Below are 11,942 nucleotides of genomic sequence, written 5' to 3'. Positions count from 1 at the left end.
TGGTGCGTGCCGGTGCGCATCACCCCACCCTCGGCCGACCCGCCGGCTACCCAACAGGGCCGATCGGGCCACGCCCCAGGGCCGCGGCGCCCTCGTGAGGGCGACAGGGCCCCGCTCACGGAGCGATGTCCACCCCGTAGAGCGTCTGCCCGCCGACCAGCTCGCGCCCGGTGACCAGCTCCGGGTGGATACGGACGAAGACCTCCTCGGGCGACGGCACCCAGGAGCGCGGGCCGATCCGGGCCAGCCGCTCCTGCTCGGCGGGGTCGGTCACCACGGTGGCCCGGCCGGTGACGACGACGCTCCAGCCGGAGCTCCTGGCGGCGTCGACCTCGTCCGCCTCGAAGGCGACCACCGACCCGGCGACCGCGCGTGCCAGTTCCGAGGCGGCCGAGGTGCGCAGCAGCACCGCGCCGTCGCCGTCGAGACAGAAGTTGACCGGCAGCACCGCGGGCAGGGCCTGGCGCGTGTGGACGATACGGCCGACAGGCACCTTTGCCAGCAGACGCAGGCACTCCTGCCGGTCGAGTTCGCGGAAACCGTCGTTGGGGTACATGGCCAGTCCGTCTTTCGCCTGGTTCAGCGTTATCGCTCCATCGTCGGGCGGACGCCGGCCGGGGGTGAGGGGCCATCGGTCCCTCCACCGCCGGAGAGCGTCCCCATTCCCGGCCGGAGAATGGCCCCCGCGGGAGAACGGCCCCCCACCCGGCCGGAGAACGGGCCCCCCTTCTTGGCGGCGAGCGGCCCCACCCCGCGCGCGCCCGGCGTCCCGACGCGGGGCGGGCGCGGCCGCAGGAGTGGGCCCCGAACGGCCCTGTGATGCCGTCCGCCCGGCCCAAGCCACGGCCCGCCTCCACCTGTCACCTTGCTGTATGTGACGGCGAAAAGGAGGTGCGGACCCATGCCCGGTGACAGGCGTGCCGACACAAGGCCCGGACACAAGGCCCAGGAGTACGAGGACCCTGCTGTGGCGGTGGCGGAGCAACCGCTTCGCCGGCACGACGACGTCGTCGAGGCGTGGATCGTGCTGGCCGTGTGGCTGGTCGTCGTGGTGGGCGGCGCGATCGTGGGCCTGGTGACCGCCCGCGCGACCGACGCGGCGTACACGCGCCAGCGCGCCGAACGTCAACCGGTAGGCGCCGTGCTGCTCACGGACGTACCGCGGACCGCCGCGGAACTCGCCGGGCACCAGCGGCGACCGGATCATGGCGAAGGTCCGCTGGACGCCACCCGACGGCTCCTTCCGCACGGGCACGACCATGGTGCACACCGGGCGGACCGCCGGAACCAGGATCACGGTCTGGACGGATGCCCGGGGCGGCCTGACCACCGAGCCCCGCAGCCGCACCGAGGCGCCGGTCGAGGCGGGCTTCTTCGGGGGCGCGGCAGCGCTGGCTCTCGCCGGTGCGGCCTTCGGCACCGGGGCCGTGGCACGGTACTGGCTCACCCGGCGGCGCATCGACGCCTGGGGCAGGGAATGGGACCTGGTCGGTCCGCAGTGGGGGCACAAGCCCGGCTGACGCAGGGCCGATCGGCCCCGGCCTGGGGCCCACCGGCCCTCGCCGGGTCTCTTCGCCACCCCGAAGGATGAAAGGCCCGCCCGAGCGGGTGGGCCCTGAAACCCCGCCGGAGTCGGATCCTCGGCGGGGGCCTCGGCAGAGCCGCTTTCCGCGCGGCGCGAGCGGGCCGGACAGGGCAGGCTCGGCTCGACGTCGCAGGGCCCGCGTACCGGTTTCAGCCGGTGCGCGGGCCCCTTGCCGTGCCCTGCGGGAAAGGGCGGCCGAGGTCGGGAATGCGTGAGTACCGGCACGTACGAGCCGGCCGCGCCACGGCTCTCCACAAGGAAAAGGTCACATAAATGTATCGGACATTTCGCGCTTCAACCTTCACGCGAGGCACACATGTTCGCTAAGTTGACGTCCAGGCCGCTCGATTGCCTCCGGTGAACCCGCCGGATCGTGCGACCTCCGCCGAGTCCGGCACGCCCCTGCGGCGGCCGGAGCCGGGGACCCGACCGACATTGGGGTGAATCGGCCCAACTGCCCGCCAGGGCAGGGCCGTAGGGCACACCTTCCGGACCGTCCGCCCGAACCCGACAGCTAACTCGGTAGGCGGAATACGGAAGGAGTACGTCTTCCTTGGCGTCGGAACGAACCTCGCGCCCGGGCGGCATCAGCCTTCCCGGCATGCGCAACTCCGCCCTGACGACGGCCGCGGGCGACAACGGACCCAGCCGCGATGAGGTTCAGCAGCGGATCAGCAGCCTCTACGACCAGGCCGAGACCGCCACGGGGAACTACAACGCCACCCGCGCGATGAGCAAAGGAGGCCGCACGCGCCTCAACTCGGCGGCCGGCAACGGCTCCAGGCGCACCGATCCGCTTCTCGAGAGCGTCGCCAAGCAGTGGTTCGACGTGGCACGTGCCCAGTTGGGTCCCACCGTTCCGGCCGTCCTGCCGGCGGACCGCATGCCCGGCCCGGAGCGCTCCCGGCCCGCGGGCCCGGCGAGGCGACCGGCGGACGGCCTCGGCGAACGCGGACGGGAGGCGACGCCCGGCCCCTCCGTGCTGGAGTTGACGGCCGGACCTGCCACCACAGCGATGCCCATACCCGAGTTGACCGCCGGGCCCGCCACCACAGCGATGCCCATACCCGAGTTGACCGCCGGGCCCGCCACCACGGTGACCGCCGGTCCGGTGGCGGAGTCGGCTGCCGGGCCCTTGGCAGCGCTGCCGTCCGTGTTCGAGACACGAGCGGAGCCCGCCAGGGTCGTTACGGCCCCTGTCGCCCAGCCCCGGCAGCCGGCGCTGCGGTCCTCCAAGGAGCAGTTCCAGAGGAAACTCACCCAGGCCCGCGCGCTGCTGTCCCAGCATGCCGCGCAGCAGAGCGTGGCACCGGCCGCGATCGAGGCCCCGCCGGCCGAGGAATCCTGGCTCACCTCCGGTGAATCCTGGCTCACGCCCTACCAGGGGCCGGAGCAGCAGTACCAGCAGTCGGCGGGGCTCGGCGTAACCCTGCCCGTCGACGCGGGCATGGCCCTCGCACCTGGCACCGCCGTCGGCCCGGAACAGGCCCTCGACACCGCCCTGTCCCTCGGCAGCCCGGCGTCGACCGGCACCGCAGCTGCCGTCGGCATCGGCGACACAGCGGGCTCGACCTACGAAAGGAAGGCCGCGAAGGCGCTCGCCTTCGCCCGTGCGCAGATCGGCAGGCCGTGCGTCTGGGGCGCGACCGGGCCGGACTCCTACGACTGCTCCAGCCTCACCCAGGCCGCCTGGAGGGCCGCCGGGGTGGTCCTGCCCCGCACCGCGTACGACCAGGCCGGCTCCGGAACACCGATCCCCCTCGCCGAGTTGTGGCCCGGAGACCTGATCTTCTTCTACGGCGACGCCGGCCACGTCGGCCTCTACGCCGGCAACGGCATGATGGTCCACGCCCCGAGCCCGGGGGCGTCGATACGCGAGGAGTCGATCTTCTACGCCGGACCACAGGCCATCCACAGCGCGGTACGGCCCGCGTGACGCCGCACAGCGTGGAAGCTCAGTCGAGGATGTGCCGCAGGTACGCCTGCGGGGCGGCCAGATAGCGGCGCCAGTGGTCGACGAGGGCGAGTTCGTGCCACGCCACCCGGCGCATGCCGTGCTCGCCCACCTCGACGATCTCCGCACCGGGCAGCGCGGTCAGCAGCGGAGAGTGGGTGGCACGGATGACCTGGCCGCCCTGCCTCACCAACTGGTTGATGTGTCCGAGCAGTTCCAGGCACGAGGCGAAGGACAGCGCCGCCTCCGGCTCGTCCATCACATACAGCCCCGGCTGGAGGAACTTGCTGCGGAACGCGGCGAGAAACCCCTCGCCGTGACTGACGGCATCGGGCGCGAACCCTTCCCGGCCGAGGGCGTCCAACGCCGTCTCGGCGCGCAGGAAGAAGCCCTTGCGGGCCGACCAGTTGCCCACCATGCGGCGTCCGCGCGGCGCCGCCTCGAAACGGATCCGCTCGCCCAGCACCGACCTGGGGCGGTGACTGGCGTAACGCCAGTCGTGCGAACCGCCCCAGGGGTCCAGGCCGAACCCCTCCGCCAGGGCCTCGACCAGGGTCGACTTGCCGGAACCGCTCTCACCGACGAGAAAGGTCACCGGCGCGGTGAACCGCAGCCCGTCCGCCAGCAGCGTGCGTACGCAGGGCACGGACCACGGCCACAGCTCCTCGTCGCACGCGGCGACGTGGACGTACGCGCGTTCGATGATCACGCAGCGAGTCTCTCACGGGGCGCCGGCACCCCGCCCGGCCGCGAGCCACGCTACGCGCTCTTGCGGCCCACTCCGGCGTACACCCAGTACTGGGACGGGTCCTCCGGTGTCTCGTCCTCCGGGTCGGGGCGCCAGAGGGGGACGTGGACCAGGCCCGGGTCGACCAGGTCGAAGCCGTCGAACAGGGAGTTGATCTCGTGGTAGGAGCGGGGGGTGACCGGAGAGGTGGCCCGGGTGCGGTACAGCTGCCCGACCGCGGCGGCCGTGTCCGGGCGTTCCTGGTCGGTGGCGTGGGTCAGGGCCAGCCAGCTGCCCGCGGGCACCGCGTCCCGGAAGGCGGCGACGATGCCGGCCGGGTCCTCTTCGGGCGCGACGAAATGCAGGATCGTGATCATCAGGACGGCGACGGGCTGCTCGAAGTCGATCAGCCCGCGCACCTGCGGCGAGGACAGCACATCGGCGGGCCGCCGGATGTCCGCGGCCACGATCGCCGCGTCCGGGTTGCCGGCGAGGAGCGCCTCGCTGTGCGCGACCGCCACCGGGTCGTTGTCCACGTACACCACCCGGGCGCCGGGGCTGGCGGACTGGGCGACCTCGTGGACGTTGCCCTGGGTGGGAATCCCGGAGCCGAGGTCGATGAACTGGCGCACGCCGGCTTCCACCAGGAACCGCACCGCACGGCCCAGGAAGGCACGGTTGGCGCGGGCCAGCGTGCGGACCTGGGGGTCGATCGCCGTGAAGGCGGCCACCGCCTCCCGGTCGATGGCGAAATTGTGCTCACCGCCCAGCATGGCGTCGTACATCCGGGCCACACTCGCCTTGCCCGGATCCACGCCCTGTGGCAGACCGACCCCGTCCGGCATGACAACTCCCCTTGCAGCTCAAGCTTCTTGACTACGCATCATATAGTTGCTCAGGGCATGCGCCGACGCACTGCCCCACCGGTCCGCCCGCCCCAGCCGCTACCGGCCCCACCCGGAAGGCAACGACCCTGCGGAACACAGAACGCAGCCAGCCCGATGACGCTCCCCCCGCAGCGCCATTCCGCCGTCGTGCGCACTTCTCCCCCGCGGCCGACGCCATCGGTTCCGAGCTCGACCTGCACCTGACCGGCCGCCACGTCGTCCACGCCCTCGCACCCGGCTTCTGCGACGCGGCCTCGGTGTACCTGCTGCAGCGCTGGCTCCTGGAGGAGCACCCACGCGTGGCGGCCGATCCCCCGCAGATCGAGGCGCGCCGTCTCGCCCTGCGCATAGGGTCGGACACCCCGGAGGACTGGGAGCACCTGCTGCCGGTCGGGGAGGTCCTGGTCTTCCCCCGCGAGACGCCGTACGCCCGTGCCGTCGCCACCGGACAGACGCAGTTGCTCGACGGCGTCGACCGGCACACCTTCGAAAGGCTCCGCAAGACCGACCCGGACGACGCCGGCGTGCACGCCCTGCTGAGCACCGCCTCGTTCCTCATCGTCCCGCTGCGGCTGCGCGGCACGGCCGTCGGCTTCATCGCCTGCACCCGCGGCCCCGACAAGGAGCCCTTCGCACGCAGCGAGGCAGTGGCCGTGGAGTCACTCGGCGCGCAGGCCTGCGTCGCGCTCGACAACGCCCGCCGCTACGAACGCGAGCGCCGCACGGCGCTGGCCATCCGCAGGAGCCTGCTCCCCGACACCGGCCAGGCCTTCGCAAGCTGCCGGGTCGCCCACAACTACCGGCCCGCCGGGCAGGACAACATCATCGGCGGGGACTGGTACGACGTACTACCCCGGGCGGGCCGCCGACTGGCCATGGTCGTCGGCGACGCGATGGGACACGGGCCGGAGTCCGCCGTCGCCATGATCCAGCTGCGTACCGCCGTCCGTACCCTGGCGACGCTCGACATCGGCCCGACCGAGCTCATGCACCGCCTCGACGCCGTCGCCAGCGACACACCCGGGGCGTCCTTCGCCACCTGCATGTACGCGGAGTGGGACGCGGACCTGCAGACCTGCACCTTCGTCGGGGCCGGCCACCCGCCGCCGCTGATCCGAGGGCCGGACGGCCCGTCGGTACGCGTCGCCCTCACCACCGCCGGCCTGCCCCTCGGACTCGGCACGGGCCGCTACGAGCCCACCGTGCTGCACCTGTCCGAGCCGACGCTGCTGCTGCTCTACAGCGACGGACTGGTCGAGTCCCGCAGGTCCGACATCGACCAGGGCATCGCCCACCTCGCCCACGCCCTCGACGCAGGCGCCGAAGTGACGGACACCGCGCGCCCGAACGCCCTGCCGTCGCTGTGCCGGCACCTGCTCGCCGGCTCCTCCCCCGACGAAGTCGCCGACGACAGGACGCTGTTGCTGGCCGAGCTGACACCGGGGAAGGACTGAACCCGCTCTCGTCCACATCGGCGTACCCACGACCGCCGGCTCAGCTGGACTCGCGCACGACCAGCCGCCACGGCACGGTGTGCACGCCCGGTTCCCGCTCGGAGTCGATGGCCCGCAGCAGCCGCAGGGCGGCGATCCGGCCGATCTCCGCCAGATTCATGTCGATCGAGGTGAGGGGAGGGCGGCAGGCCAGTGCCATGGTGTCCCAGTTGTCGTAGCCGACGACCGCGAGGTCGCTGGGGACGCTCACCCCGCGCTCGCGCAGCGCGTCCGCCACGCCACGGGCGATCTGGTCGTTGCCGCAGAAGAACGCGTCCGTGTCGGGTGCCGTGCGCAGCACTGCCTCGGCGGCACGCCGGCCCCACGCCTCCCTCCACTCACCGAAGTGGGCCCGGCCGGTGGACAGTTCCCGTGAGGCGCACTGCAGTTGCTCGATCACGTGCCGGGCGCGATCGCGGGCGGCCTGGTGGTGCTCCGGGCCGGTGACGTGGGCGATGCGGGTGCGGCCGGTGGCCAGGAGGTGGCCGTACACCTCCGCCGACACCGCGGCCCCCGCGCCGGAGGGCGACGCCGTCGAACTGACCGCCATCCCCTACTACGCCTGGGCCAATCGCGAGGACGGCAGCATGCGCGTCTGGCTGCCCACCTCCTGACCACCCCCTCTGCCCCGCCAGCTCCTGACCATCCTCTCTGCCCCGCCCAACGGCATCGAGGTCCCCCATGAAACCCACCCGCCGCGCGTCCCTTGCCCCCACCCGCCGCGCCCCTGTGGCCCCTGCCGCGCCCTGCTCGCCGCGCTCGCCGCGACAGGCACGCTCGCCACCGACGACCATCTGTGGCGGCTCACCTCCCGCTGAGCACGGTGCGCAACGGGGCCGGCTCGCCGCACGGCCCCGTTGCGGGCCCGGGGAAGGGACCGCCACGCTGGGATCGTGTCCCTTGGGAGGCTGTCATGACCGTTCCCGCCGCACCGTCCTTCGATCCCCTGCGGGTGGCGCACCTGTCCGGACGTTTCGCCCCGGTGACGGAAGAGGTGGCCGAGGTCCGTCTGAAGGTCGAGGGGCAGCTGCCGGACGAGCTGGACGGGGTCTACCTGCGCAACGGCCCCAACCCGCGCTTCACGCCGATCGGTTCATATCTGTTCCCGATCGACGGCGACGGCATGCTGCACGGCGTCCGGTTCGAGCAGGGCACGGCCCGCTACCGCAATCGGTTCGTCCGCACCCCCGCCCTCCTGGCGGAGGAGAAGTCGGGCCGGGCACTGTGGGGCGGCATCGAGTCGATGATCACGCCAGGCCCCGACGAGGTGGGCCCCGAGCTCGCCCACACCTTCAAGAACCTTCCTGACATCAACGTGGTCCACCACGCCGGCCGGCTGCTAGCGCTGGCCGAGTCGGACTGCCCGTTCCGCATGACCCCCGAACTGGAGACGGTTGGCAAGGAGACCTTCGACGGCGCCCTGCCCGCGGGCATCACCGCGCACCCCAAGATCGACCCCGTCACCGGGGAGATGGCGGTGTTCTGCTACGTCCTCGAGCCGCCCTACCTGACCTGGTCGCTCATCGCTCCGACCGGCGCGGTCCGCCGGGGCCCGACCCCCGTCGACGGGGTCGAGGAGCCGATGATGATCCACGACATGGCCCTCACCAGCCGGTACGTGGTGCTCGTCCTCGGACCGGTGTTCTTCGACCTTTCCGCGGCCTTCAGCGGCGGATCCCTGATCGCCTGGCGGCCGGAGGCCGGCACCCGGGTGGCGCTGATCCCGCGGAACGGTTCACCGGTGCGGTGGGCCGACGACGAGGCCTTCTGGCTGTGGCACACGGTCAACGCCCACGACGCCGATCACCACGACGCCGATCACCACGACGCCGATCACCACGGGGCCGATCACGACGGGACGGTCGTGCTCGAGTACGTGGAGTGGTCGCGCCTGTCCCTGGGAGGAGACGCCGCGGAGGAGCGCAACCGCAGCCGCCTGATGCGGGCCGTGATCGACCCGGTCACCGGACGCATGCGCCGTATGGCCCTGGACGACGCCCGCATCGAGTTCCCGCGCGTCGACGACCGGACCATCGGGCGCCGGCACCGGCAGGTCGCGGTCGCCGCGGACAGCGGACGCACGCCGGGGCTGCTGCCGGGCGAGTACGACGCGCTGCGCTGGTACGACACCCGCAAACCGGGAACGCCGTCCCAGACCTGGTACGGCGGAGACCTGTCCGTCGGCGAGCCGTCCTTCGCGCCGCGCCCGGGGACCGCCGACGACCGGCAGGGATACTGGATGACCTACGCGACCGACCGCACGGACAACAGCAGCTGCCTGCTGGTCTTCCCTGCGGAGGAACCGGCGCAGGGCCCGGTCGCCCGGGCGCACATTCCCGTGCGCGTACCGCTCGGCCTGCACGGGACCTGGCTGCCCACCCAGGAATGAACCCCACCCACCGGGCAGCTTGTCGCATGAGCGGAAGACACCCGTTCGTGGGGTGGGCTCACCTGATGCGGTGAGCGTTTGGGCGTGGTGAGTACGGACGGCACGTGACCGCCGTTGCCCGGGCATGGACAGTACTTCTCGGGGCGTGCCGCGCCCGCCCGGCCCTCGGCCTGCGGACCGGCCCTATGCGGAACTGACCAGCGGGCACTGGCACGAACCGCCACACCGCGTCGCGGAACCGCAGGCCCCGGGGCCCGTCCTGCCCGAGCCGTCTCGCGTGCAGTGGGTCTCCTTCGCCGACGTCGGCTCGCCGCTGCCTTCCTCTCGCGGAGGGCAGGAGCACGGTGCGCCGGTCGTGCGGCCGCAGGCCGTCGGGGTGGGCGAGGGCGTGCGGGGTGCACAAGCGCGGGTGGTGCCTGCCGTCCCTGTGCCGCGTGGCATTCCCGGTCTGTGAGCACGGCGGCTGACGCGGCCGACGTGCACCGGCTGCGGCGGGGCGGCGACCGGTAAGTCAGCGCCGCCAGGACGGGCGCGTTGCCCAGGCCGGCCCAGGTGCCCAGGGATGGCCCTGCGGAGCCGTGCCGCCGACCACCCCGAGCACTGTGACCGGGGGGCCACGCCCCCTTTCATCGCGCTCCGTAACAGGACACCGATCTCATGTGACCGATCGTAGGACGCACGGTGCCCTACGGCGTGAGCGCGTGTTGCGGGGTGACCGTACCGGCAGAACGTGGCCACCGCTTGCTCACGGCCCGGTGACGGCGGCATCACGATGGCGGACACGGGCGTTGCCCGGGGCGGGGCGGGTCGTTGAGTGCGACATGAAAGCGTGGGAGGACGGCGACTGTCCTTGGTGCCGCTCGCTGCTCGGCCCCGGCCGTGCCCTCGCCGAGACGGACACCGAGCGGCGAAACGATCATCCCGGGGTGCGGGGCGGAAAACGGCTGCCTGCATGGGTGGAGCGTGCGCGCCTGGTCATAGTGCCGGTGGCGGCGCTCACCGTCGTGGCCGCGCTGGTGATGACACTGACCTGATCGAAGGAAGCATGCCGCCTGGCCACTGGCCGACGCCGTCGGAGCAGCGCTCGCCGACTCGGTACGCGGCACCGACGCCTCCATCGGCGGCCTCTTCCTGATCGAGGAGTCGGAGCCGCGTCCTCCTCCTGCGCGCGAACCACGCACGTTCGTGAGCCGGCGTCGGTAGCCTCTGGGCCATGACCGGCTTGCGTGTGCGACCGCTGGACGAGGCCACCTGGCCGGACTTCGCGCAGCTGCTGGAGCGTCACCACGGCGTCTGGGGCGGCTGCTGGTGCATGTCCTTCCACGCCGAGGGCGTGGGGCGCGGCAGGCCCCCGAGCAGAACCGGTCCGACAAGGAGCAACGGGTCCGGCAAGGCCGGGCGCACGCCGCCCTCGTGTACGACGGCCCGACGTGCGTGGGCTGGTGCCAGTTCGGGCCCACCGCCGAACTGCCGCGCATCAAACACCGGCGTGCGTACCTCGACGGTCTCGACGGTCTCGACGCTCTTCCGGACTGGCGGATCACCTGCTTCTTCGTCGACCGCACACACCGGCGCAGCGGGATCGCCTCCACGGCGCTCGACGGGGCGCCGCGGGAGATTGCGCGGCTCGGGGGCGGGACCGTGGAGAGCTGTCCCGAGGACGTCGAGGGCCGATCGGTCTCCGCGTCCTTTCTGTACAACGGGACGGTTCTGTACAACGGGACGGTGCGGATGTTCGAAAGCCACGGCTTCCGGCGGACCCGGCGCCTGGGCAAACATCACTGGGTGGTCTCCAAGGTCGTGTCGTGACATCAGAGGGGTGAGGGCGTGCGCAGAGGCGAGGGGTCGACTGTCCCGGTGACCGGCGGGAGCGGGTTCGTCGGCAGCCATCTGGTCCGGCGGCTGCTGGAGCGGGGCCACCGCGTCCACACGACCGTACGCAGCACCGCCAATGCGGCGAAGGTGCGGCCGCTCCGGCAGATGCAGGAGGCCTTCCCCGGCCGGCTGACCTTGTTCGGGGCGGACCTGCTCAAGGAGCGCTCCTTCGACGAGGCGACCAGCGGCTGCACCGTGGTCTTCCACGTGGCGTCGCCGTTCCTCATGCCGGAGAAGATCAAGGACGGCCGGCGGGACATGGTCGAGCCGGCCGTGAGCGGCACACGCAACGTCCTGGCGAGCGTGAACCGGACGCCGACGGTGAAAAAGCTGGTGTTCACCTCCACCGTGGGCGCGATCTCGGCGACTACGTCGACGTACTGAGCATGGACGACGGGACGTTGTCGGAGAAGTACTTCAACACCAGCAGTACGGTGGACAACAACCCGTACCACTACGCGAAGACGCTCGCGGAGCGGGCCGCATGGGATGCGGAGACTGCACAGGACCGCTGGCGCATGGTGTCCGTCAACCCGGGCCTGGTACTGGGCCCTTCCCTCACCCCCGCGTCGGAATCCGGCAGCCTGTTCCTGCTGGACGAGTTGTTCAAGGGGTACTTCTTCTACGGCGCACCGGACTTCAGCTTCACGACGGCGGACGTGCGGGACGTGGCGGACGCGCACGTCGCGGCGACGGAAAACCCCGCGGCGAAAGGCCGTTACATCGTGGCAGCGCGGACAATGACGTCCTTCCACGAGATGTCCCGCATCATCCGGGCCCGTTACCCGCGTGATCCGCGCCTGCCCCGGACCCGGCTCCCGCACTGGCCCGTCCGCGTCCTCGGCCCGGCCTTCGGCCTCACCCAGGACTACATCCGCAAACACCTCGGCATCCGGTTCCGGGTGGACAACACCAGAAGCGTCCACGAACTGGGCCTGGCCTACCGTCCGATCGAGGAGACTGTCCTCGACCACTACGAAGCGTGGCGGGCACACCGGGGAGCGAGGCGGCGGAGCCGGGGCACGCGGTGAC

The 11,942-nt window shown here is 72.0% G+C and carries 10 protein-coding genes, 2 pseudogenes and 1 riboswitch; of the genes and pseudogenes, 8 read left to right on the top strand and 4 right to left on the bottom strand.

Features of this window, described 5'->3' with window-relative positions:
• Nucleotides 1–115: 115 nt before the first annotated feature.
• Nucleotides 116–556, bottom strand: coding sequence for a pyridoxamine 5'-phosphate oxidase family protein (locus tag ABZV31_RS26505; protein ID WP_355898518.1), 441 nt, complete (start codon nucleotides 554–556; stop codon nucleotides 116–118).
• A gap of 649 nt (nucleotides 557–1,205) precedes the next feature.
• Here ABZV31_RS26505 and ABZV31_RS26500 point away from each other — a divergent pair.
• Entirely contained in the window at nucleotides 1,206–1,520 is a 315-nt protein-coding gene (locus ABZV31_RS26500) for a hypothetical protein (protein ID WP_355898515.1), read from the top strand.
• A 438-nt stretch (nucleotides 1,521–1,958) separates the two neighbouring features.
• A riboswitch (cyclic di-AMP (ydaO/yuaA leader) is annotated at nucleotides 1,959–2,130 on the top strand.
• A gap of 8 nt (nucleotides 2,131–2,138) precedes the next feature.
• Nucleotides 2,139–3,521, top strand: coding sequence for an NlpC/P60 family protein (locus ABZV31_RS26495; RefSeq protein WP_355898512.1), 1,383 nt, complete (start codon nucleotides 2,139–2,141; stop codon nucleotides 3,519–3,521).
• Nucleotides 3,522–3,540: 19 nt separating this feature from the next.
• Here the strand turns inward: ABZV31_RS26495 and ABZV31_RS26490 are convergent, their stop codons facing one another.
• Together ABZV31_RS26490 and ABZV31_RS26485 are read right to left on the bottom strand one after the other, a co-directional pair.
• On the bottom strand, nucleotides 3,541–4,248 hold the full coding sequence (locus tag ABZV31_RS26490; RefSeq protein ID WP_355898509.1) for an ABC transporter: 708 nt from the start codon (nucleotides 4,246–4,248) through the stop codon (nucleotides 3,541–3,543).
• 50 nt (nucleotides 4,249–4,298) lie between these two features.
• A complete protein-coding gene (locus ABZV31_RS26485; RefSeq protein WP_355898507.1) occupies nucleotides 4,299–5,111 on the bottom strand; it encodes an SAM-dependent methyltransferase in 813 nt (270 codons plus the stop codon).
• A gap of 128 nt (nucleotides 5,112–5,239) precedes the next feature.
• Here ABZV31_RS26485 and ABZV31_RS26480 point away from each other — a divergent pair, with 128 nt between their 5' ends.
• Entirely contained in the window at nucleotides 5,240–6,607 is a 1,368-nt protein-coding gene (locus ABZV31_RS26480; protein ID WP_355898594.1) for a SpoIIE family protein phosphatase, read from the top strand.
• Nucleotides 6,608–6,647: 40 nt separating this feature from the next.
• On the opposite strand, the gene ABZV31_RS26475 is transcribed toward ABZV31_RS26480, so the two are convergent.
• The gene (locus ABZV31_RS26475; protein ID WP_355898504.1) at nucleotides 6,648–7,139 is read right to left on the bottom strand and encodes a substrate-binding domain-containing protein; all 492 of its coding nucleotides are present in this window, start codon (nucleotides 7,137–7,139) and stop codon (nucleotides 6,648–6,650) included.
• On the opposite strand from ABZV31_RS26475, the pseudogene ABZV31_RS26470 reads away from it, so the two are divergent.
• The 5 genes and pseudogenes from ABZV31_RS26470 to ABZV31_RS26450 form a co-directional block, all read left to right on the top strand.
• A pseudogene (locus ABZV31_RS26470) lies at nucleotides 7,129–7,260 on the top strand (hypothetical protein); the annotation flags it as partial. The gene ABZV31_RS26475 and the pseudogene ABZV31_RS26470 sit on opposite strands and share 11 nt — an antisense overlap.
• 299 nt (nucleotides 7,261–7,559) lie before the next feature.
• Nucleotides 7,560–9,035, top strand: coding sequence for a carotenoid oxygenase family protein (locus tag ABZV31_RS26465; protein WP_355898502.1), 1,476 nt, complete (start codon nucleotides 7,560–7,562; stop codon nucleotides 9,033–9,035).
• A gap of 821 nt (nucleotides 9,036–9,856) precedes the next feature.
• A complete protein-coding gene (locus tag ABZV31_RS26460) occupies nucleotides 9,857–10,069 on the top strand; it encodes a hypothetical protein (RefSeq protein WP_355898500.1) in 213 nt (70 codons plus the stop codon).
• Between the two features lie 379 nt (nucleotides 10,070–10,448).
• Entirely contained in the window at nucleotides 10,449–10,844 is a 396-nt protein-coding gene (locus ABZV31_RS26455; protein WP_355898498.1) for a hypothetical protein, read from the top strand.
• Between the two features lie 18 nt (nucleotides 10,845–10,862).
• Nucleotides 10,863–11,941 (top strand): annotated as a pseudogene (locus ABZV31_RS26450) (NAD-dependent epimerase/dehydratase family protein).
• Nucleotide 11,942 lies beyond the last annotated feature (1 nt).

This window comes from Streptomyces sp. NPDC005202, assembly GCF_040608235.1.
Classification (GTDB): domain Bacteria; phylum Actinomycetota; class Actinomycetes; order Streptomycetales; family Streptomycetaceae; genus Streptomyces.
The sequence above is the reverse complement of the archived record's forward strand: the minus strand, read 5'-3'. Positions and strand labels throughout refer to the sequence as shown.

Coding starts and splice junctions, on each gene's coding strand:
- ABZV31_RS26505 (WP_355898518.1), bottom strand. CDS start 556: ATGTACCCCAACGACGGTTTCCGCGAACTCGACCGGCAGGAGTGCCTG.
- ABZV31_RS26465 (WP_355898502.1), top strand. CDS start 7,560: ATGACCGTTCCCGCCGCACCGTCCTTCGATCCCCTGCGGGTGGCGCAC.
- ABZV31_RS26460 (WP_355898500.1), top strand. CDS start 9,857: ATGAAAGCGTGGGAGGACGGCGACTGTCCTTGGTGCCGCTCGCTGCTC.
- ABZV31_RS26485 (WP_355898507.1), bottom strand. CDS start 5,111: ATGCCGGACGGGGTCGGTCTGCCACAGGGCGTGGATCCGGGCAAGGCG.
- ABZV31_RS26500 (WP_355898515.1), top strand. CDS start 1,206: ATGGCGAAGGTCCGCTGGACGCCACCCGACGGCTCCTTCCGCACGGGC.